The following is a 19,924-nucleotide window of genomic DNA, read 5'->3' as shown; positions in this document are numbered from 1 at the left end:
CCGCAGAAAGATTGCTTATTCGCCGCGCACGCGGGCGATGGCACCTTCACCGAACTGCTCTTCGAGCGTGTCGTAATAGGGCTGCATCGCGTCGCGGAACGGTGCCAGATCGGGGCGGGTGATGGTCAGGCCGCGCTCTTCAAAGGTGGCGATCAGGTCTTCCTCGGCCTGTTGGGTCAGGCTGTTGTTCAACTCGCCACCGGCCGCGACCGCCTCGGTGATCCAGCCCTTTTCGTCGTCGCTCAGGCTGTCCCACAGATCGTCGGAAATCTGCACCGCCGCCGAGGCGACGAAATGGTTGGTCATCGCGACATGGCTTTGAACCTCGTAGAACTTCATCGCCTCGATGGTCGGCAACGGGTTTTCCTCGGCGTCGACCTGATTGGTCTGAAGCGCAAGATAAACCTCGGCGAAGGCGACCGGAGCGGGCGTCGCGCCGACATTTTCCGCATAGGCGATCAGGAAGGGCACGTTGGGCGTGCGCAGACGCAAACCCGCCATGTCGTCGATGGATTCGATCGCCCGGTTCGATGTGGTCTGGCGGGTGCCGTAATACCAGACATCCAGAAGATGAACGCCCTTTTCCTCGAACTTCGCCGACATTTCCTGACCCCAGTCACCGGCGATGATGTCTTTGAGATGGGCGAAATCGTCGGCAACGTAAGGCGCGCCGATCAGGTTCAGTTCGGGAATGATATAGCTCATGTCGGGATAGCCGGTGATGACCATGTCCAGCTCGCCCGCCTGAAGCTGCGCGACCATCGCCTTGAAATCGCCAAGCGTCGAGGACGGGAACAGGTTCACGGTCAGCTCACCGCCCGAGATTTCCTCCAGCTTGGATGCGAATTCCTGCGCGCCCTTGTAGACGTTCGAGGCTTCGTTGTCTTGCAGACCGAAGGTCAGCTCACGTTCGGCCATCGCCGGAGCGGCCAGCGCCAGGGTCGCCGCACAGGCGAAAAGAGTTGTCTTGAGTTTCATCATATCCTCCTTGATGTTCGATGAATGGCGGACAGGTCCGCCGGTTGTCAGTGCGTGGTGCGTCCGCCGGTTTCCGGCGACAGCTGCGGTGCCTTGAGCCGCGCCCGATAGGACCGCGTCAGATGCCGATCCATCACATCGGTCGCGGTGACGACATCGCCATCCAGAACCGCCTGATAGATCTCGCGATGTTCGTCATAGGCGATCTGATCGTAGCGCAGTGCATTCGGCGTCGGGGGTCGTTGCGCGATCATCGTGCTGACGAACATGTCGTGCAGCGTCAGAATGACCGGATTGCCGACAACCGAAACAAGGGCGCGATGGAACGCGATGTCGGTCGGCGCAAAATCGGCCGTACCGACAGCGTCGAAGTTCTTCTCAAGCGCGGCCTGCAACTTGGCCAGCTGGATATTGTCGGCACGCTTTGCAGCCTCGCGTGCGGCACCGGTTTCGATGAACTGGCGCATTTGCTCAAGATGCGCGCCGCTTTCGGCGTCGCCCAGCACTTCACGGATCAGATCGCCGGTCCCTCGCAGCACCGTCGCAATCGAGGGAAGTGTCGCGCGAGGCCGCTTGCCCGCCCCGGCGGTAAGATAGCCGCGCATCTGCATCTGGGCCAGCGCCTCGCGCACCGTGGGCCGCGAAGCAGAGAACCGCTCGCACAGGTCGCGCTCTGTCGGCAGAGGCGCGTCGGGCGCGAACACCCCGCCCCGGATCTCACCGATCAGCGTATCGGCGATCAGGTCCGGCGTGCGTCGGGGCGCATGGATATCAGCAGCATCAGTGTCCAATGGTCTCTCCTCTTACTGCATTTGGTATTACCATATTATTATCTTGTCAAACTAAAATTCATTCGTATATTGCCAGAAATGATTTATCGCCGTGCTTTTGTTAGTCCAGCCGGATCCCGGCTTGTCACAATGGCGCGGCATGGCAAAAGGTAGAGCCCGACGATGACCGAACGACTGACTGGCATGTATGCCGCGCTGATGACTGGCCTCGCTGATGACGGGGCCTTCGACGAAACCCGACAGCGAGGCCTGACCGACTATGTCCTCAAGCAGGGGCTGGCCGGGCTATATGTCGGCGGCAGCAGCGGCGAATCGGGCCTTCTGGGGGTGGACGAGCTTGCCGAGCAGCAGGGTGTCGTCGCCGATTGCGCCAAGGATAGCGGCGCAAGACTGATCGCCCATGTCGGCCTGCCCAACCTGCGCGATTCTGTCCGTTTGGCACAGCGCGCCTCGGATCTGGGGTATCATGCGCTGTCGGCCCTGCCGCCGCATTCCTACCCGTTCAGCGACGCCGAGATCGAAGGGTATTACACGGATCTGGCCGCCGCCACCGACCTGCCGCTGATCGTCTACGAGGTGCCGGTACGCACCGGCCGCCCGATCGCGCTGAACTCGCTTGTGCGCATCCTCGATCTGCCAAACGTCGCCGGAATCAAATTCACCTCGACCGACCTGTTCAAGTTCTCGATGCTGCGCCGCCGCCGCCCCGACAGCAGCTATTTCTTCGGCTTCGACGAGATTTACATGACCGGAGGCGTGCTGGGCGCAGATGGCGGCATCGGAACGACCTACAACATCCTCGGCAAGCTTTATGTTGCGCTGGACACCGCCCTGCGCGATGGCGACCTGCCCCGCGCACAGCAATTGCAGGACGCATCCCAGATCTTTGTCGAGGCGCTTCTGGAGACCGGCGTTCTGCCGGGCATGAAGGCCGCCTTCCGCGTCCTTGGCATCGATTGTGGCCAGACGCGCGCGCCCATGACCCTGCGCATGTCCGAAGATAAGGCCGAAGCGCATATGCGCACCGTCCTTGAGCGCCCCGAAATCAAACCCTGGCTGGTTTGAAGGCGCACCCTGCCCGAACCAAAAGTTCGGCCGCAGGCACCGGCAACATCACCACAGGAGGAAACTATACGATGACATTACGCACCCAAATTCTTGGAGGAGCAGCCGCGCTTGCCCTCGCCGCGACCGCCGGAACTGCGATGGCTGAGAATTGGCCAGATCTGCCCGTCGGCGTGAAGAACGGCATCGCCGAACGCATCGGCGACCAACTGATCGTCGGCCTGGGCAGTGCCGGCACGCAGGTTTTTGCGCTGGATCTGAATGACATCGCCGCCGGCTGGCAAGCACTTGCCGAATTCGACGGCCCTGCCCCGTCGCAGCCCGCGACAGCGGTCTCGAACGGTGCACTTTATGTCTTCAGCGGATCCGGCAACGCAACGCCCGATGCGACATCCCCGATCATCTTCGAAACGGTCAGCCGTTATGATCCCCAAACCGACGGCTGGGAAACGCTCGACACCTCCACGCCGGTCGGCCTGCTGGGTGCCAGTGCGGTCACGCTGTCCGATGGCCGCATCGCCATTCTCGGCGGTTACAACAAAGAGCTTTTCGACAAGTATCTTTCCGAGGTTCTGGCCATCGACAAGGAAGCCGATCCCGACGCCTGGAATGAGGTGGTCGATTCCTACATGGGGATGGAGCCGAAGGATTACCGCTGGAACGACATGGTCTTGACCTATGACCCCGCCGCAAATGCGTGGGGCGACCTTGGTGCCAATCCCGAACTGCCGAATACCGGCTCCGCCGTGGTTGAAACCGCGCCCGGATCATTCCTGATCGTCAACGGTGAGATCAAGCCGGGGCTGCGCACCGACGCGGTCAAATCCGTCACCTTTGGTGCGGATGTGGCAGAATGGTCGGAAGTGGCCCCGGTTCCGGCACCCGAAGGCAGCGATGTGCAGGAAGGCCTTGCCGGAGCCTACAGCGCCTTGACCGAAAATGGCGTTCTGGTTGCCGGCGGTGCCAACTTCCTTGGCGCGCAGGCCGCAGCCGAAGCCGGGAACTGGTATGCCCATTACGGGCTTGATAAACACTGGGCCGCCGAGGTTTTCGCGCTGCAAGACGACGCGTGGTCTCAGGTCGGTGAATTGCCTGAAGGGCTGGCCTATGGTGGATCTTTCGCGGTCGAGGACGGGCTTCTCGTTGTTGGCGGCGAAGACAGTGAAAGAGCGGCACGCACCGACGTTTTCCTGATCCAGTGGGACGGCGAAGCGCTGGCGATTGTAGACTGACACCAATCGACAGTCGGCGCAGCCACTCGCGCCGACTGCCACATCTTCGCATCAAAAGGATGATGCTCAGCGGATCATTGCAGCAAGGGCCGCTTTGCCAAAGTGAACGCTTGCGTTTCAGGATGGTCGGGTGGGCAGGACATCTCGTCCGCACCGCCTGGGCTGTCGGAGCTTTGGGTGAGAAAGGCGGGGAGTGTTGCCTTGTTTCGGCGACTGCACGTCAAGAGAGCCTTCACCCAAGCATCAAACGGTCGAGGCAAAGATCGCGTGACTAAACTCGCAATATTGACCGAGCTTTGGTCACTCACCAAGCCCATGCCGCGCGGGCAGACTGCTGGCGCGTGATCCCGACTGCCTTGCGCTGGCCGATCCTCGCCAATAGCATGGCATTGCCGGGGTCGGCGCGCAATGCCGCAGCGGCCAACGCAACACGAACCGTTTGCTAAGCACCTGATCCGCCTGACGCTTCGGGCGGGACTACAACATTTGGCACGTCCCGCGAATTCCTTCGTTCCGACGTGCAAGAGAGGATCACTGATGGCCAAGGCATTCGCGTCCCAGGGCGACATGGGCGAAAAGAAGATCAGCTTCACCGAGGTAGGCGACGGGTTGTGGGCCTTCACCGCAGAGGGCGATCCCAATAGCGGCGTCATTATCGGCGATGACAGCGTGATGATCGTCGAGGCCCAGGCAACGCCGCGCCTGGCAAACATGGTGATCGAAAAGGTGCGCGAGGTCACTGACAAGCCGATCAGCCATGTCGTGATGACCCATTATCACGCGGTGCGCGTGCTGGGTGCGTCCGCCTACGGTGCCGATCAGGTCATCATGGGCGAGCAGGCCCGCGCCATGGTCGTCGAACGCGGACAGGAAGACTGGGACAGTGAATTCCAGCGTTTCCCGCGCCTTTTCGAAGGACATGAAAGCATACCCGGCCTGACCTGGCCCACCACCACCTTCAACGATGCCATGACGGTCTACCTAGGCAACCGCCGGGTAGATCTGATGCATCTGGGCCGCGCGCATACGGCGGGCGACATTGTCATTCATGTGCCGGATCAGAACGTCATGTTCACCGGCGACATCGTGGAATATCACAGTGCCTGCTATTGCGGCGACGGGCATTTCGGCGACTGGGGCGATACGCTCGACAATATTGCGTCCTTCGATCTGGACGCCATCGCACCCGGACGTGGTGATGCCCTGCTGGGCCGCGACATGGTCAATTCCGCTTTGGAAAACACCCGCGATTTTGTCGAAAGCACCTATATACCAGCCGCGCGCGTCGCCGCGCGGGGCGGCAGCCTGAAAGAGGCATGGGATGCCGTGCGCGCCGAATGCGACCCGAAATTCGCCGATTATGCGATCTATGAACACTGTCTGCCCTTCAACGTTGCCCGCGCCTATGACGAGGCACGCGGCATCGACACCCCGCGCATCTGGACGGCACAGCGAGACATCGAGATGTGGGAGGCTTTGCAAGGCTGACTTTGTCGGCACGGCCCGATTTGGGCCTGTCCAAAGCACGGGAGGCTTCATTCTTCGGCCTCCCACCTTCCGAAGAAACGGGAGCACCGCGATGACCAAGATCTGCGACACGGCGCTTTACCCTTACGCGCGCAGCGCCGACCAGGATGCGGCAACACCTGTGCGCCATCCGGTCATCATCATCGGCGCGGGGCCGGTCGGGCTTGCCACCGCGATTGATCTGGCGCAACAGGACGTGCCGGTTGTGGTGCTGGACGACAATGACAGGGTCAGTTCCGGCTCGCGCGCCATCTGCTTCGCCAAACGCCCCTTGGAAATCCTAGATCGGCTTGGCTGCGGCCAGCCCATGGTCGACAAGGGCGTGATCTGGAACAAGGGCAAGGTGTTTTTCGGCGATCGGCGCATCTATGACTTCAACCTGCTGCCCGAGGATGGTCACAAGCGCCCGGCATTCATCAACCTTCAGCAATATTACTTCGAACGCCACCTGATAGAACGTGTCCGCGCGTTACAGGCCGAAGGCAAGCAGATCGCGCTGCGCGGCAAGAACCGCGTTACCGCCATCGCCCCCCATGCCGATCATGTCGCGCTTGCGGTGGACACCCCCGACGGCCCCTATAACGTCGAGGCCGATTGGCTGGTCGCCTGCGATGGCGCAGGCTCGCCCAGCCGGACGATGCTGGGGCTGGATTTTGTCGGCCGCGTGTTCGAGGATAATTTCCTGATTGCCGATGTCGTCATGCAGGCGGCTTTCCCGACGGAACGTTGGTTCTGGTTTGACCCCGATTTCAACAAGGGGCAGTCGGCGCTGCTGCACAAACAACCCGATGGTGTCTGGCGAATTGACCTGCAACTGGGTTGGGACATCGACAAGGCCGAGGAAAAGAAGCCCGAGAACGTCATCCCCCGTTTGAAAGCAATGCTGGGCGAGGACACGCAGTTCGAGCTGGAATGGGTCAGCATCTACACCTTCCAATGCCGCAGAATGGAACGTTTCCGGCATGGCCGCGTGCTGTTCGCCGGGGATTCCGCCCATCAGGTCAGCCCGTTCGGCGCACGCGGGGCAAATTCAGGCGTGCAGGACGCCGACAACCTCGCGTGGAAACTGGCGCTGGTGATCGACGGCAAGGCACCCGACAGCCTGATGGACAGCTATGATATGGAACGCCTGCATGGCGCGGACGAGAACATCCTGAACTCGACCCGTTCGACCGATTTCATTACGCCCAAATCGGAGATCAGCCGGGCCTTCCGCGACGCGGTGCTGGATCTCAGCGAGAGCTACGGATTTGCCCGCCCCATGGTGAATTCCGGCCGCCTGTCCGTGCCTTGCACCTATGATGGTTCGCCGTTGAACTCGGCCGATGCGTTGACCGGGCCAGAGCGCACGCGCCCCGGATCGCCCTGCCCCGATGCGCCCCTTGGCGATGGGTTTCTTCTGTCCCGGCTGGGCGGCGCGTTTGTCCTGCTGACAATAAATGCAGACGCCCCCGAGGTTTTGGATATTGACGGTTTGTCGCTTACACGCGTCGCAATCTCAACCGGGGATGACCCAATGGGACACATCAAAACCCGCTATCTGGGCGAAAGCGAAACTGCGGTCTACCTGATCCGCCCGGATCAGCATGTCGCAGCGCGCTACCCCAGCTATGATGCGGACCAGATAGCCTCGGCCCTGCGCCGCGCTGCGGGAATGGAGGGCCGGATATGAGCGCCTTGATCCTGAAACCGAATATCGACAGCCCGGATGATGTCTATGCCGACCTTCTGGCCGCGCATGACGGGCTGACCAAGGCCCAAAGCGATGCGCTCAACGCGCGTCTGATCCTGATCCTTGCAAACCATATCGGGGACCGCGACGTGCTGCGACAGGCGCTTGCCGCCGCGGTAAAATAGCTGATCGCGATTGCCAGACGCAGCCCGCGTTTTAACGCTTGGCCATTTGAACAGCTGGGACGCGGTTGGTCCGTCAGCACAAGTTCATTTTTGTGCCTCGCGCGGAACGGGAGCCTTCAAATGGACCGGCGCGGGCGTAGAATCCGGCCATAAACAATCATCTGCCCCTCGCCGTGGCACAGGCGTACATATCGTAGCGGAGTTTGATGGTACCGCCTCCCCGGCTTGAACGGGGGACCTCTGGATCCACAATCCAGCGCTCTAACCAACTGAGCTAAGGCGGCACTGGCGGGCGGAATAGCGCCAAGCGGATATGATTGCAAGCCCTTTAGGTCAGGAATTCGCACGCTCGCAGATCAATCCAGACCCACGATACAACAACGTCGGCAGCAAAGGTATGCCGGGCTTTTGATCGCGCCTCGTACCGCCCGTTGACACCGCAAAATGTGCAGGCGTCGCGGCGGTTGCCTTGCGCTTAACGCGCCATCCGAAATGGCGCTGGGGCAGATTGCGATATTGTGCTTATCCCAGATCCACGATGCGCAACGAGTCCGGCTTGCAAATCAACGGACAAAACGCTAGCCCCGCGCCATCACTGGGAGAAAACCGATGGGTATCAACACCGAAAAAGACATCGAGGCGAACCTTCAGATCGGACCGACGGATCAGGGCATGGTGCGTCTGTTCATCTACGCGGGCGACGAGGAAATCCCGATGGATTTCGACCCCGAGGAAGCCGAAGAAATCGCCGAGGAAATCCGTGCCGCGGCACAAGCCGCAAAGCGCATCGGCAAACGCTGAGCGACAGACGCGGACGGCCTGACCGGCCCGCCTATCCCCAATTCGCGGCATCCGGATCACGCAGCCCTTGCAAACGTCTTGCCGCGTGCTGCGCGATCTTGCGGGTCAACACGGTCCGGCGCGCGCCTGCCAGCCTGTCTTCGGGGGCCATGCGCAGGATCTCTGCATCATAAGCATCGGCGATGATAAGCCCGGTTTCCTCGGGCAGCAGGTCTGTCGGGAAATCCTGATCGACCGCCCAGAAGAACCTGTCGCACCATGGCAGATAGCCCTGCCACTTCGCATCGCACATGAAATCCGCCCGGCTGGATTTGCACTCGATCACCCAAATCTCGCCTTTGGGCCCCAATGCGGCAACATCGACGCGCAAGCCGCGATCGGGCACGAATTCCTCGACCGAGACAAAGCCAAGCGCAAACAGGTGCCGCGCCACGCCACGCGCCAGAAGCTGGCCGGGTTGCAGATCATCTCTCATATCCAAACTGTGAACAAAGGATGAACGAACTTCAAGCCTCTTTAACAATTCCCGCCTACAGAGCGATATATTTCTCGCTGATCGAGGCAGCCATACGATATTTCGTGACACCCCTTGTCGGAACAGTGCGGGCGTATTACCTCTGCGATTGGCGGGTACTGCCCTTCTCGTAATACGGTTGCATTCCAGTGGCCTTAAGCAATTCCGAGGGAGCTGGCTCTGTCCGGACCCTGGTTCGGTTACCTGGCGCCCACCTGTATAAACAGGTCCTCCGGAATGAGATAACCATACGGAAGGTGCGGTCCCGCCACGTCACCCCCTGCGAAACATCCTGAAAATTCTTTTAAAGCAGACGCTTGCGCGGCTCGACCCGGACAGGCACCGTTGCATATTCACGCAAGCCGCGACCACCGCGTGGGCCTTCGTCGTCGTCTTGCATCCGCATGATTGCGATGCCGAACTGAACGCCCGCAAAAACGATGCCGTTGAACACCCACAGCATCACGACCGCAAGCAGACCCATATCGCTATGCGTTACCAGATAGCCCAGATGCGCCACATCAAACCACAACAGCCCGGCCACAAACGCTGCGGAAATACCGAAGCCGATGGCGACTTGCGTGATATACAGTCGGATAAGCGCTGGCATGATCTGAAACTCCCTGTGCTCTTATATACAAGATAGGCATCTGTGGCGCACAAGCAAGGTGCCACCTATGGTACTGCGCGAAACTTGGCCCATATTGCATCAACGCACGGGCTGGTGCCGACTGCGCCACGATCAAAGGAAACGCGAGACATGACAGACGACACCACGGCACAAACCCAGCGAATGCGGGACGCGCGCGAGATCGAAGGGCATCTTAGCTGGCTCGACACGATCACCGGCACGTCGCTGGGGGTGCTGGCAACGGCGTCGGGCATCTACACCTATCTCGGGGTCTCATCGCTGCTGGATAATACCGGCGCGCTCAGCTTCTTTGCCGCGGCGGCCTATTCGATTGCCGTGTCTGTCGGAATTTTCGTCTTCTGGTCCTACCTCATGCGGCTTTTGCCCGCGATGCAGACGGCGGCCAGCCGGATCGGGCTGGTGCTGTGCATGTTGCTTGGGTCCGGCGCGATCGTTGCCATGTCGAGCTGGCTGAATGCCGCCGCCTTGGCCGGGTCCGCCGCTGTCGAACAGCATCTGGCGCGGACCGTTCAGGATTATCAGGGGGCTTTGGAACAGTCCCATTCCGTGGCCGTGGCCGCGCAGGGGCTGGAACGCGACGTCGCCCGCGTGCGCACCACGTTGGATGACCTGTCCCAGCAAGAGGCAGAGGGCAACCTGTCGGGGCTTGCCGGGCGCGGTGCGGTGTTTCGCATTCTGCGCCAGAAATCGGCGGAACTGGCCGGATTGGAAACCCAGATCGCCAGCCAGTCCGGCCTTGTCGCTTCGGCCTTTTCCGAGGGCAACGCGATCCTGAAACGGATGCGCGAGTTGACGGTAGAGACCGGCCCCGTCGAGGCGCGATCGGTCATCTTCTCGGAAGAGGCCGTGCGGCTGGCGGGTATCATCACCACTCTGCGGCAGCTCTCGGTGGCCCCCTTGGTGGAACGCGCCGCCGCCGATCTGGCCGCGGCCGTCGTCTTGCCGGAACTGGACGGGCGCAGCGCCGATGCGCGCAACAATCAGCAGGCCACCATCACCTCTGTCATGGATGTGTTGGGCCAGCGCGCCCAGACGCTGCAACAGGCGGCGCGCGAGGTCATGGATCTGCCCGCGCCCGAGGAAACCGCCTATACGCCGATCTCCGCCGCCGACGCGGTGATCCGATATGCTGGTGATTTTGTCCCCTCATGGGCGGGTGCCATCGCGATTGATCTGCTGCCGGCCGTGCTGGTCCTGATCATCGCCGTGGCACAGGGTGCCATCCGGACAGGGCGCAGGAACGTGCCCGTCGAGGACCGCATGACCCTGTCGGAACTGCGGGCCGCCGTCATCGCCCTGCGCGATGTCGAAACTGTCGCAGGCCCGCCCCCCTCTGCCACGCCGACACCCACCGATGAAGACCGCAAAGGCCCACATGCCGTGCCCCTTGACCCCGAAAGGTCGCGGTCGTGACGGCGGCCCGTTTTTCTGCCCCCTCCGCGAAAGGCGCATTGAAGCTTATTCTGGCGCTTCAGGTCGGCATCGCCGTGCTGTTGATCGCAGGCGATATGGGCGCGGCTTTGCCAAACCTGTTCAACCCGTCGCAGCAGCCGGAATTTGACACGCCCGTGGCCCCCGGCGACCAGACCCGCAAATTCAACCCGTCGCCCCGCCTGACCCAACCGGGGACGCTGCCTTATGGCATTCCCTCTGACATGCCCTCGCGTCTGTTCTTCGAACCGACAGAGATGGACGGCACCCCCGGCCTTGTCGTGACTGGCACGATCCTGCCAGGCGATGCCGCGCGATTTTCCGACGCACTCAAGACGAACCCCGACATCGAGCGTATCGCGCTGCATTCACCGGGCGGCTCCGTGGACGACGCGCTCCAGATCGGCAGAGCGATCCGCGAGGCCGGACTGGACACCACCATGGCAGGGCGCACCGTCTGCCTGTCCGCCTGCCCCTATATCCTGATGGGCGGTGTCACCCGAACCGTGGCACCAGAGGCCTCGGTCGGCGTGCATCAACATTATTTCGGCGAGAACACCATTCTGCCTGCCTTTCTCGCCGTCGAATCGATCCAGCGCGGTCAGGGAGAGGTCATGGCTTTCTTGCAAGAAATGGGTATCGAACTCAGCGTCATGCAGCCAGCCTTGTTGACCCCCCCGAACGAGATTTACGTCTTTGTGCCTGACGAACTGCAAGACTATCGTATTGTGACGCAAAGCGACTGACCGGGCTTTCTTTTCCTCCATTCCCACACCCCTCCACCCATCGCGATTCATCCCTTGGTCAAATTTATCCCCGATACGGACAAATCCGACGGCATCTTCGCAAAGCGTTCCGGCCAATTCACCGATGACGACTTTCCGAACCCCAAGAGGCTTCCTTGACTGACAATCGCGTCAACGCGCCAACCAGGAACACTTGCCAAGCCGAGCAAGGCGACGCCTGTTGCACCCCAAGCGCCGCAAACCTCGCGCGACGTGACTGGATGACCCATGCCAACGCGGTTCCTGTCGCACAGGCCACGGTGCAGGACGAATTGCGGGCGCGACTGATTGAGATCCCCGGCGGTTTCTTCGAAATGGGTGCCCGCAAAAGCACCTATCCCGCAGATCTTGACGCGCCACGCCGCAAGATCCGTGTCTCGCCTTTCCTGATCTCGGCCACCACGGTGACAAATGCCGACTATGCACGCTTTGTCGAAGCGACGGGCTATCGCACCGTCGCCGAGGTCTGGGGCTGGAGTTTTGTGTTTCATTTGTTGCTGGACGACCCGGCGCGCTGGCCAAACACGCCGCCCGGCCTGCCGTGGTGGCGGCAGGTGGAAGGAGCTTCCTGGGCGGCACCGACAGGCCCGGGATCGTCCTGGCAGGATCAGCCAAACCATCCCGCTATCCACATCGCATGGTACGACGCCGCCGCCTATTGCAAGTGGGCCGGGCTGCGCCTGCCACAAGAGGCGGAATGGGAACGCGCCGCACGCGGCGGGCTGGAGCGGATGAAATTTCCCTGGGGCAATGCCATGATGCCCAAGGGCCAACATGCTATGAATATCTGGCAGGGCGCGTTTCCACACATAAATACCGCCGAAGACGGCTATCTGGGCACCGCCCCTGCGGATGCCTTCACGCCCAATGGCTACGGGCTTTATAACTGTTCAGGGAATGTCTGGGAATGGGTTCAGGATTGGTTTGGCAACACCCGCCCCGCTGGTCCCGCCCGCGATCCGCTTGGTCCCGAAACAGGCACTGGCCGGGTGCAGCGCGGCGGCTCTTACCTCTGCCACGACAGCTATTGCGACCGCTACCACGTTCATTCGCGCACCCGAAACGACCCGGACAGCTCTACCGGCAATTGCGGATTCCGCGTTGCGGCGTCGCATCGGTAAGACTGTCGGGCAGCGGCATGTAATTCCCGCCCCCGCATCAACCGACACCTTTGGAACAGCCCGTCACGCTGCCGCAATCTGAAAAAGAGCGCGCGGAAGCGCCCAATTTGGTCAAGCCGTCACAGTGGCAAGGCGGTGGTGGATTTGATTTCCTCCATCGACAGCAAGGCCGTGACGTTGTGAACGCGCACTTCCGAGATCAGCGCCTGATAAAAGCTGTCATAGGCGCGGGCGTTCTTGACCCGGACTTTCAGGATATAGTCGATATCCCCTGCCAGACGATGCGCCTCCTGCACTTCCGGCCGTTCTTTCAGGGCCTTGAGGAAGGCTTGCTGCCAGGCCGCCTCGTGTTCGCTGGTTCGGATCAGAACAAAGAAACACGCCTCGAATCCCAGTGCTTCGGCATCCAGCACGACGGTCTGTTTGCCGATTACGCCAGCTTCGCGCATTTTGCGGATTCGGTTCCAAACCGGCGTCTTGGAAGACCCCACTTCTTTCGCAATATCGTCCAGCGACTGGCTGGCATCCCTCTGCAATGCCCTGAGGATATTCCGGTCTGTTTCGTCCATGCGCGCCATGATTTTACCTTTCGGCCATAAGTCGGGAAAAACGCCCTTCTCGCCCCTCAATTTAGAACTTCTCTTCCTTATTAGGCCAAGTGTCTAGGCAAAATCGGGAAAATTTTCCTATATAGGCGGCAGGAAACATACCCGAACGAGGACTGCGCCATGATGCATCTTTCGACCATTCCAAACCGCGCAAGCCTTCCGCTGATGCAGCGCGCTTTGTCGCGCCTCGCCACTGGCCTGCGAAAGGTGGCGGACACGCTCGCGGCAGAAAGTGCTCAGTCGGCGCGCATTGAATCTAAAGACCGCTCCGAGACCTCGCAAGCTGAAGGATCTGTAACAGACCTGACAGCCATCCTCGATACGCGCCTCGGTCATGTGGCCTTTGTGGGGGCCGGCCCCGGCGATCCCGATCTGCTGACGCTCAAGGCCCGCCGCGCGCTGGACGAGGCAGAGGTTGTGATCCACGACCGCCTGATCAGCCCGGCCATCCTTGCGCTTGTCAGCCCCTCCGCGCGGCTGATCGATGCGGGCAAGGAAGGCTTCGGCCCGTCGATGACGCAGGAAGACATCAATGCGCTGATCGTGTCGCACAGCCGGGCAGGTGCGCGCGTCGTGCGCCTGAAATCCGGCGATGCGACGGTGTTCGGGCGTCTCGACGAAGAGATCGACGCTTGCGATGCGGCAGGTATCAACTGGCACATCATTCCCGGCATCACTGCGGCTTCTGCTGCGGTGGCATCCATCGGGCAAAGTCTGACAAAACGTGGCCGCAACAGTTCCGTCCGCTTTCTGACCGGCCATGATACAAAGGGCTTTGCCGATCACGACTGGCGGGCACTGGCTAAGCCGGGCGAAGTTGCCGCCATCTATATGGGCAAGAAATCGGCCCGTTTCATTCAGGGCCGTCTGATCATGCATGGCGCGGATCCGGCAACGCCCGTCACGGTGGTCGAGAACGCCAGCCGCCACGATCAGCGCGTTCTGTCCTCGACCCTCGCCACCCTGCCCGCCGATCTTGCAGGTGGCGGGATGACCGGTCCGGCCCTTACCTTTTATGGCTTGGCACCTCGTGCCGCGGCCGAAGCCCAAAACGACATTCCCCAACAGGAGCTTGCCTGACATGCCCCGGATCTACACCCCAAAGGTCGTCACAGCCAACGCGCTGATCGAGGGCGACGTCATTTACCTGACCGCCAATGACAGCTGGACCCGCGATCTTTCGTCAGCCGAGATCCTGACCGATGAAGCACATGCGCAGCTGCGCCTGCTGGAGGCCGACAGCCGCCAGGCCGAGGCGGTGGGCGCGTATCTTGCGGATGTCAAACCCGGCAAGACCGGACCGGAGCCCACCCATTTCCGTGAGGATTTCAGGCGCACCGGCCCCTCCAACTATTTCCACGGCAAGCAGGCTCAGCGCTAAGACCGAGGAGCCTTGAAAAGGGCTTTTCCGGATCTTCCGCCCGAGGATTTGCCCGCGCTCACCCGAAAGGATGACACCATGTATCGCTATTCCGATTTCGACGCCGCCTTTGTGGCGTCCCGCAACAGCCAGTTCCGCCAGCAGGTCGAGCGCCGCATTGATGGCAGCCTGACCGAGGATGAATTCCGCCCGCTGCGCCTGATGAACGGTCTGTATCTGCAATTGCACGCCTACATGCTGCGCGTGGCGATTCCCTATGGCACGCTCAGCAGTGCGCAGATGCGGCAGCTGGCCTATGTGGCCCAGAAATGGGATCGCGGCTACGGCCACTTCACCACGCGCCAGAACATGCAGTTCAACTGGCCAAAGCTGTCGGACGTGCCCGATATTCTGGATGCGCTGGCCAAGGTGCAGTTGCATGCGATCCAGACCTCCGGCAACACAATCCGCAACGTCACCGCCGACCATTTCGCCGGTGCCTCGGCCGATGAGATCGCCGACCCCCGCCCCGTGGCAGAGCTGATCCGGCAATGGTCCACCGACCATCCGGAATTCCAGTTCCTGCCGCGCAAGTTCAAGATTGCCATCACCGGATCGCCGAACGACCGCGCCGTGACCAAGGCGCATGACATCGGGCTGCGCATGGTCGAACAGGATGGCGAGCCGGGCTTTGAGGTGATCGTGGGCGGCGGTCTGGGCCGCACCCCGATGATCGGCAAGGTGGTGCGTGAGTTCCTGCCCCGCGCCGATCTGCTGCCCTATCTGGAGGCGATTGTCAGCGTCTGGAACCTGCTGGGCCGCCGCGACAACAAGTTCAAGTCGCGCATCAAGATCACTGTGCATGAACATGGCATCGACGACATCCGCGCGCGGGTCGAAGAGCGTTTCGAGACGCTCAAACCCGCATTCAACGGCATTGACCAGACCATCCTCGCCGGGATCGAGGCACAATTTGCGCCGCCGGAATTTCGCGTGGCCCCGACCGATGCTTACGACACCGCCTATGCGAATGATCCGGTGTTCCGTAGCTGGGCCGACACGAACCTCGCCGCGCACCGGGCCGAAGGTTACGCCATCGTGCAGGTCAGCCTGAAGAAGCAGGGCGAAACGCCGGGCGACGCAAGCGCCGAACAAATGCGGCTTCTGGCAGATCTGGCGGAACGCTACGGCCATGACGAATTGCGCATCAGCCATGAGCAGAACGTGATCCTGCCGCATGTCCACAAATCCGACCTGCCCGCGATTCATGCCGAATTGAAAGCGCAGCGGCTGGCCACGGCCAATATCGGGTTGATCTCGGACATCATCGCCTGCCCCGGCATGGATTACTGCACGCTGGCCACGGCGCGTTCCATCCCGATCGCGCAAGAGATCGCGACACGCTTTGACGAGTTGAAGCTGGAGCATGACATCGGCGCGCTGAAGATCAAGATCTCGGGCTGCATCAACGCCTGCGGGCATCACCATGTCGGGCATATCGGCATTCTGGGCCTCGACCGTGCGGGGGTGGAGAATTACCAGATTACGCTGGGGGGCGACCACACCGAGACTGCCGCCCTGGGCGACCGGACAGGGCGTGGCTTTGCCGCCGACGAAGTTATTCCGGCCATCGAACGTCTGATCCATGCCTATCTCGACCTGCGCGATGACCGGTCCGAAAGCTTCCTCGACGCCTATCGCCGCCTTGGTGCCGACCCGTTCAAGGCCGCCCTGTACCCCGAAAAGCAGGAAAGCCGGGCAAATGCCGCGTGATACACCCGTTCATGCGGGCGCGCACGCCCCCGAGCGGGAATCGCTGACGGATCTGCGCGCCCGCGTCGCTGAACTGAACACGCGCTACCGCCATCACGGGGCGACAACTGTTCTGCGCGCGGCGCTGGATGACCCGTTGGCAGGCGACCTTGCGCTGGTGTCCAGTTTCGGTGCGGAATCGGTGGTGCTGCTGCATCTGCTTGCGGTGACGGACCGCAGCACCCCGGTGCTGTTCATTGACACACAGTTGCTGTTTGCCGAGACGCTGGTCTACCAGCAAGAGCTGAGCGAGCGGCTGGGTCTGACCAATGTGCGTATCATCCGCGCCAGTGACGATGATCTGGCGCAGCGCGACCCTTACGGCGCATTGCGGTTCAGTGACACGGATGCCTGCTGCGATCTGCGCAAGACCGTGCCGCTGAACCGCGCTTTGTCCGGATTCGACGGCTGGATCACTGGGCGCAAGCGGTTCCAGTCCGGCACCCGCGCCGCGATGGAATTCTTCGAGGCCGAGGAAGACACGGGCCGGATCAAGGTCAATCCACTGGCCCATTGGGCCCCTGACGATGTGCGCGCCTATATGGAAGAAAACCGCCTGCCCCGGCACCCGCTGGTGGCGCAAGGCTACCCGTCCATCGGCTGCGCCCCCTGCACCAGCAAGGTGGCACCGGGCGAAGACCCGCGTGCCGGACGGTGGCGCGGACAGGACAAGACAGAATGTGGCATCCACCTGGTCGATGGCCGGATGGTGCAAAAAGGAGAGACAGCATGAGCATGAGCGTGATCGTCACCGATACAGGTTTTGCCCCTGATGACTGGACCTGCGGCTATACAGAGATGGCCGATGCCGCCAATGACGTCGTGGCGCTGGACCTGCCCAGCGATGCCGACATCGACAGCGCGCTCGACAAGCTGGCGACGCTGCGCATGATCCGCATCGACTTTCCCAGCTTTGCCGACGGGCGCGGGTTTACATTGGCGCGTCTGCTGCGACTTCGCGGCTACAAGGGGCGTCTGCGCGCCCGTGGTCATGTGATCGCCGATCAGTATACGATGGCCCGCCGCGCGGGTTTTGACGAGATCGAGATCAGCGATGATCTGGCCACCCGCCAGCCCGCCAGCCAATGGCAGTTCCGGGCCGGCTGGACGCAGAACGACTATCAGTCGCGGCTGCGCGGATAGCAGCCCGTCACACCGCGTTTCGGCAACACGGACGTTTGAGACCATTCGCCGCCGTTGCTCTGACATGCATCAACGCTTAATAGGAGATACCGGTTGATCGACCGGACAGGAAAAACATGACCGAGTTGAAGCCCGTGAACCAAACCAGTGCCGTCAAGGCCACCCCGACCCTTCCCGACGCCCAGATCGTCACAGACGTGAAACACTGGACCGACCGTCTGTTTTCGTTCCGCGTGACGCGCCCTGCGTCGCTGCGGTTCCGTTCGGGCGAGTTCGTGATGATCGGGCTGATGGGCGACCCGGACCCCAAGACCGGCAAGCAGAAGCCGCTGCTGCGCGCCTATTCCATCGCATCGCCCGCATGGGATGAAGAGTTGGAGTTCTACTCGATCAAGGTGCAGGACGGCCCGCTGACCTCGCGCCTTCAGCATATCAAACCCGGCGACCAGATCATCCTGCGCCCCAAGCCCGTCGGCACGCTGGTGCATGATGCGCTGCTGCCCGGCAAACGGCTTTGGTTCTTTGCGACCGGTACGGGGTTTGCGCCGTTTGCGTCGCTGATCCGTGAACCCCAGACCTATGAAGATTACGACCAGATCATTCTGACCCACACTTGCCGCGACGTGGCAGAGCTGGATTATGGCCGCAAACTGGTCGAAGACGTGCGCAACGACGAATTGCTGGCTGAACTGATGGGCGAAGGCTTTGCCGACAAGCTGGTCTACTATCCAACCACCACCCGCGAACACAGCCCCAGAATGGGCCGCGTGACCGACCTGTTGAAGGATGGCACGCTGTTCCGCGACCTCGGGATCGAAGGCATGTCGGCCAAGGACGACCGCGCGATGGTCTGCGGGTCAATCGGGTTGAACAAGGATCTCAAAGACATCCTTGAAAGCTTTGGCCTGCGCGAAGGTGCCAATTCCGATCCTGCCGAATATGTGGTCGAAAAGGCGTTTGTCGGCTAGAACGGCAAGCTCTTTTGTGTGGCGTGACGCGTGGTTGGCGCGTTTTTCCAAACCCAAGCATCAGGCCAGGGACATCAAATCCAAGCAACGCCCGCAGGACAACCCGTCTTGCGGGCGTTTCCATGTCTTTCGCAGCGGTGAACGGTGCCAGACAGCCCGCAAGCAAACGGGCCGCGCGTTTCCATTCGCACGGCCCGTCATGGAATTTGTTCAGATCGACTTAGAGGTTCAGCGCTTCACGCAGCTTTGCCAACATATCCTTGAGCATGGCAGGATTGTCCTTCACCTGCCCCAGACCAGTCTTCAGCGCACCTTTCTCAAGCGCCCCCAGATCAGAGTCGTCGAGCATCTGGAGCACTTTGTCGTAGTCGAAGCCATCCACGGTCAACAGCTCTTCGGCTGCCTCGGGGTTTGCGACCTCGGCAGAGGATGTCGCATCGGACGCGCCTTGCGTGGTTTCCTCAACCGCGTCGCCAGCATTGTCTGCGGCAGCGGTTGCGGTGTCGGCCGTGGTTTCCGCAGCTTCACCCGCCGTTTCCGATGCTGCCCCTGCAGCGTCGCTTGCGGCTTCAGAGGTTGCCTCTACCGCGTCGGAACCCGCTGCCGTCGCATCAGCAGCCGTGTCGGCGACTGACGCCGCGGCATCGTCAGCGGCCTCTCCGGCAGCTGTCGTCGCATCGCTGGCGGCGTCCATCGCGTCGCCAACGGCAGATTCGACAACCTCTGCTGCGTCTTCAGCGACACCGGCGGCAGCTTCGCCTGCGCCCTCGGCCATGGCTGCGGCATCATCCACGGCCTCCCCAACAGCATCGGCGGCACCTGAAGCGGCTTCTCCGGCGGCAGCGGCAACATCATCAGCGGCTTCGGCGGCCTCTTCTGCGGTTCCGCCAGCGGCTTCGACGGCGTCACTTGCCAGTTCGCCCGCATTCTCGACGGCGCTGCCTACTGCGGCGGCGGCCCCATCGACAGCATCGGCCACTTCTTCAGCGGCGGTTTCTGCGCCTTCGGTGACCGCATCAGCGCCTTCGTCAACGGCTGCTGCAATCGCGTCGCCGGTTTCTTCGGCCGCATCGTCAACATCTTCCTCCAGCGGTTCGGGTGCCGCGACGGTTTCTGCCTGTTCGGCAACTTCGGCCTGTTCCGGCTGCTGTGTGCCGTTGAACCAAAGGTATCCGGCGACGACAACGACAGCGGCCACCACGACCCAAATCAAGTTTCTCATAGCAAAATCTCTCCTGGTTCTTCTTACCCCTGACTGTCGGGGCACGATTTCTGGTGC

General features: G+C 61.5%; 20 protein-coding genes, 1 tRNA gene, 1 other RNA gene and 1 pseudogene. 16 read left to right on the top strand and 7 right to left on the bottom strand.

Annotation, left to right across the window (positions count from 1 at the left end; translation table 11 throughout):
* Positions 1 to 15: 15 nt before the first annotated feature.
* Together DMZ65_RS09830 and DMZ65_RS09825 are read right to left on the bottom strand one after the other, a co-directional pair.
* A complete protein-coding gene (locus DMZ65_RS09830) occupies positions 16 to 978 on the bottom strand; it encodes a DctP family TRAP transporter solute-binding subunit (RefSeq protein WP_116598754.1) in 963 nt (320 codons plus the stop codon).
* A 47-nt stretch (positions 979 to 1,025) separates the two neighbouring features.
* Positions 1,026 to 1,769: an FCD domain-containing protein gene (locus DMZ65_RS09825; RefSeq protein WP_232824951.1), complete on the bottom strand. Its 744-nt coding sequence runs from the start codon at positions 1,767 to 1,769 to the stop codon at positions 1,026 to 1,028.
* Between the two features lie 162 nt (positions 1,770 to 1,931).
* Between DMZ65_RS09825 and DMZ65_RS09820 the strand changes: the two genes are divergently transcribed.
* The 5 genes from DMZ65_RS09820 to DMZ65_RS09800 all read left to right on the top strand — a co-directional run bounded on the left by DMZ65_RS09820 (position 1,932) and on the right by DMZ65_RS09800 (position 7,450).
* Positions 1,932 to 2,834 (top strand): dihydrodipicolinate synthase family protein, encoded by a 903-nt coding sequence (locus DMZ65_RS09820; RefSeq protein WP_116598730.1) that lies wholly within the window; start codon positions 1,932 to 1,934, stop codon positions 2,832 to 2,834.
* A gap of 71 nt (positions 2,835 to 2,905) precedes the next feature.
* The gene (locus DMZ65_RS09815) at positions 2,906 to 4,066 is read left to right on the top strand and encodes an N-acetylneuraminate epimerase (RefSeq protein WP_116598752.1); all 1,161 of its coding nucleotides are present in this window, start codon (positions 2,906 to 2,908) and stop codon (positions 4,064 to 4,066) included.
* Positions 4,067 to 4,603: 537 nt separating this feature from the next.
* Positions 4,604 to 5,554: an MBL fold metallo-hydrolase gene (locus tag DMZ65_RS09810; protein ID WP_116598729.1), complete on the top strand. Its 951-nt coding sequence runs from the start codon at positions 4,604 to 4,606 to the stop codon at positions 5,552 to 5,554.
* A 91-nt stretch (positions 5,555 to 5,645) separates the two neighbouring features.
* Positions 5,646 to 7,265: an FAD-dependent oxidoreductase gene (locus tag DMZ65_RS09805; protein ID WP_116598728.1), complete on the top strand. Its 1,620-nt coding sequence runs from the start codon at positions 5,646 to 5,648 to the stop codon at positions 7,263 to 7,265.
* A complete protein-coding gene (locus DMZ65_RS09800) occupies positions 7,262 to 7,450 on the top strand; it encodes a DUF2783 domain-containing protein (protein WP_116598727.1) in 189 nt (62 codons plus the stop codon). Before DMZ65_RS09805 ends, DMZ65_RS09800 begins: the two co-directional genes overlap by 4 nt.
* A gap of 207 nt (positions 7,451 to 7,657) precedes the next feature.
* Here DMZ65_RS09800 and DMZ65_RS09795 read toward each other — a convergent pair.
* A tRNA-His gene (locus tag DMZ65_RS09795) sits at positions 7,658 to 7,734 on the bottom strand.
* A 325-nt stretch (positions 7,735 to 8,059) separates the two neighbouring features.
* Here DMZ65_RS09795 and DMZ65_RS09790 point away from each other — a divergent pair.
* Positions 8,060 to 8,251: a DUF6324 family protein gene (locus DMZ65_RS09790; protein WP_116598726.1), complete on the top strand. Its 192-nt coding sequence runs from the start codon at positions 8,060 to 8,062 to the stop codon at positions 8,249 to 8,251.
* 31 nt (positions 8,252 to 8,282) lie between these two features.
* On the opposite strand, the gene DMZ65_RS09785 is transcribed toward DMZ65_RS09790, so the two are convergent.
* Positions 8,283 to 8,726: an MmcB family DNA repair protein gene (locus DMZ65_RS09785; RefSeq protein WP_116598725.1), complete on the bottom strand. Its 444-nt coding sequence runs from the start codon at positions 8,724 to 8,726 to the stop codon at positions 8,283 to 8,285.
* 152 nt (positions 8,727 to 8,878) lie between these two features.
* Between DMZ65_RS09785 and ssrS the strand changes: the two genes are divergently transcribed.
* A non-coding RNA gene (gene ssrS, locus DMZ65_RS20185) (6S RNA) lies at positions 8,879 to 9,035 on the top strand.
* 34 nt (positions 9,036 to 9,069) lie between these two features.
* Here ssrS and DMZ65_RS09780 read toward each other — a convergent pair.
* Entirely contained in the window at positions 9,070 to 9,375 is a 306-nt protein-coding gene (locus DMZ65_RS09780; protein ID WP_116598724.1) for a hypothetical protein, read from the bottom strand.
* 150 nt (positions 9,376 to 9,525) lie between these two features.
* Between DMZ65_RS09780 and DMZ65_RS09775 the strand changes: the two genes are divergently transcribed.
* From DMZ65_RS09775 to DMZ65_RS09765, 3 genes are all read left to right on the top strand, one after another.
* Complete coding sequence (locus DMZ65_RS09775; protein ID WP_116598723.1) at positions 9,526 to 10,830, top strand: hypothetical protein; 1,305 nt, start codon at positions 9,526 to 9,528, stop codon at positions 10,828 to 10,830.
* Positions 10,827 to 11,594, top strand: coding sequence for a COG3904 family protein (locus DMZ65_RS09770; RefSeq protein ID WP_116598722.1), 768 nt, complete (start codon positions 10,827 to 10,829; stop codon positions 11,592 to 11,594). Before DMZ65_RS09775 ends, DMZ65_RS09770 begins: the two co-directional genes overlap by 4 nt.
* A 155-nt stretch (positions 11,595 to 11,749) precedes the next feature.
* Positions 11,750 to 12,754: a formylglycine-generating enzyme family protein gene (locus DMZ65_RS09765; RefSeq protein ID WP_232824950.1), complete on the top strand. Its 1,005-nt coding sequence runs from the start codon at positions 11,750 to 11,752 to the stop codon at positions 12,752 to 12,754.
* Between the two features lie 119 nt (positions 12,755 to 12,873).
* Here the strand turns inward: DMZ65_RS09765 and DMZ65_RS09760 are convergent, their stop codons facing one another.
* Positions 12,874 to 13,332, bottom strand: a complete 459-nt coding sequence (locus DMZ65_RS09760) for an Lrp/AsnC family transcriptional regulator (protein WP_438942717.1) — start codon at positions 13,330 to 13,332, stop codon at positions 12,874 to 12,876.
* A gap of 348 nt (positions 13,333 to 13,680) precedes the next feature.
* Here DMZ65_RS09760 and cobA point away from each other — a divergent pair.
* From cobA to DMZ65_RS09730, 6 genes and pseudogenes are all read left to right on the top strand, one after another.
* Positions 13,681 to 14,442, top strand: a pseudogene (gene cobA, locus DMZ65_RS09755) (uroporphyrinogen-III C-methyltransferase); the annotation flags it as partial.
* 1 nt (position 14,443) lies between these two features.
* Complete coding sequence (locus DMZ65_RS09750; protein ID WP_116598719.1) at positions 14,444 to 14,743, top strand: DUF2849 domain-containing protein; 300 nt, start codon at positions 14,444 to 14,446, stop codon at positions 14,741 to 14,743.
* A 78-nt stretch (positions 14,744 to 14,821) separates the two neighbouring features.
* On the top strand, positions 14,822 to 16,495 hold the full coding sequence (locus tag DMZ65_RS09745) for a nitrite/sulfite reductase (RefSeq protein WP_116598718.1): 1,674 nt from the start codon (positions 14,822 to 14,824) through the stop codon (positions 16,493 to 16,495).
* Positions 16,485 to 17,267 carry a phosphoadenylyl-sulfate reductase gene (locus DMZ65_RS09740; RefSeq protein WP_116598717.1) on the top strand — a complete coding sequence of 261 codons (783 nt, stop codon included), beginning with the start codon at positions 16,485 to 16,487 and terminating at the stop codon, positions 17,265 to 17,267. The genes DMZ65_RS09745 and DMZ65_RS09740 overlap by 11 nt, the downstream gene beginning before the upstream one ends.
* 2 nt (positions 17,268 to 17,269) lie before the next feature.
* Positions 17,270 to 17,677 (top strand): DUF934 domain-containing protein, encoded by a 408-nt coding sequence (locus DMZ65_RS09735; protein ID WP_116598716.1) that lies wholly within the window; start codon positions 17,270 to 17,272, stop codon positions 17,675 to 17,677.
* A gap of 116 nt (positions 17,678 to 17,793) precedes the next feature.
* Positions 17,794 to 18,645 (top strand): ferredoxin--NADP reductase, encoded by an 852-nt coding sequence (locus DMZ65_RS09730; protein ID WP_116598715.1) that lies wholly within the window; start codon positions 17,794 to 17,796, stop codon positions 18,643 to 18,645.
* Positions 18,646 to 18,865: 220 nt separating this feature from the next.
* On the opposite strand, the gene DMZ65_RS09725 is transcribed toward DMZ65_RS09730, so the two are convergent.
* Positions 18,866 to 19,867 carry a hypothetical protein gene (locus DMZ65_RS09725; protein ID WP_116598714.1) on the bottom strand — a complete coding sequence of 334 codons (1,002 nt, stop codon included), beginning with the start codon at positions 19,865 to 19,867 and terminating at the stop codon, positions 18,866 to 18,868.
* Positions 19,868 to 19,924: the final 57 nt, after the last annotated feature.

Origin of the sequence: Primorskyibacter marinus, assembly GCF_003313245.1 — a bacterium.
Lineage (GTDB): Bacteria > Pseudomonadota > Alphaproteobacteria > Rhodobacterales > Rhodobacteraceae > Primorskyibacter > Primorskyibacter marinus.
This window is presented reverse-complemented; position numbering and strand designations above follow the sequence as displayed.

Excerpts from the sequence above, each read along its gene's own strand:
- DMZ65_RS09785 (WP_116598725.1), bottom strand. The coding sequence starts at position 8,726 with ATGAGAGATGATCTGCAACCCGGCCAGCTTCTGGCGCGTGGCGTGGCG.
- DMZ65_RS09805 (WP_116598728.1), top strand. The coding sequence starts at position 5,646 with ATGACCAAGATCTGCGACACGGCGCTTTACCCTTACGCGCGCAGCGCC.
- DMZ65_RS09750 (WP_116598719.1), top strand. The coding sequence starts at position 14,444 with ATGCCCCGGATCTACACCCCAAAGGTCGTCACAGCCAACGCGCTGATC.
- DMZ65_RS09740 (WP_116598717.1), top strand. The coding sequence starts at position 16,485 with ATGCCGCGTGATACACCCGTTCATGCGGGCGCGCACGCCCCCGAGCGG.
- DMZ65_RS09800 (WP_116598727.1), top strand. The coding sequence starts at position 7,262 with ATGAGCGCCTTGATCCTGAAACCGAATATCGACAGCCCGGATGATGTC.
- DMZ65_RS09780 (WP_116598724.1), bottom strand. The coding sequence starts at position 9,375 with ATGCCAGCGCTTATCCGACTGTATATCACGCAAGTCGCCATCGGCTTC.
- DMZ65_RS09810 (WP_116598729.1), top strand. The coding sequence starts at position 4,604 with ATGGCCAAGGCATTCGCGTCCCAGGGCGACATGGGCGAAAAGAAGATC.
- DMZ65_RS09815 (WP_116598752.1), top strand. The coding sequence starts at position 2,906 with ATGACATTACGCACCCAAATTCTTGGAGGAGCAGCCGCGCTTGCCCTC.
- DMZ65_RS09760 (WP_438942717.1), bottom strand. The coding sequence starts at position 13,332 with ATGGCGCGCATGGACGAAACAGACCGGAATATCCTCAGGGCATTGCAG.
- DMZ65_RS09725 (WP_116598714.1), bottom strand. The coding sequence starts at position 19,867 with ATGAGAAACTTGATTTGGGTCGTGGTGGCCGCTGTCGTTGTCGTCGCC.
- DMZ65_RS09830 (WP_116598754.1), bottom strand. The coding sequence starts at position 978 with ATGAAACTCAAGACAACTCTTTTCGCCTGTGCGGCGACCCTGGCGCTG.
- DMZ65_RS09790 (WP_116598726.1), top strand. The coding sequence starts at position 8,060 with ATGGGTATCAACACCGAAAAAGACATCGAGGCGAACCTTCAGATCGGA.
- DMZ65_RS09745 (WP_116598718.1), top strand. The coding sequence starts at position 14,822 with ATGTATCGCTATTCCGATTTCGACGCCGCCTTTGTGGCGTCCCGCAAC.
- DMZ65_RS09775 (WP_116598723.1), top strand. The coding sequence starts at position 9,526 with ATGACAGACGACACCACGGCACAAACCCAGCGAATGCGGGACGCGCGC.
- DMZ65_RS09820 (WP_116598730.1), top strand. The coding sequence starts at position 1,932 with ATGACCGAACGACTGACTGGCATGTATGCCGCGCTGATGACTGGCCTC.
- DMZ65_RS09735 (WP_116598716.1), top strand. The coding sequence starts at position 17,270 with ATGAGCGTGATCGTCACCGATACAGGTTTTGCCCCTGATGACTGGACC.
- DMZ65_RS09730 (WP_116598715.1), top strand. The coding sequence starts at position 17,794 with ATGACCGAGTTGAAGCCCGTGAACCAAACCAGTGCCGTCAAGGCCACC.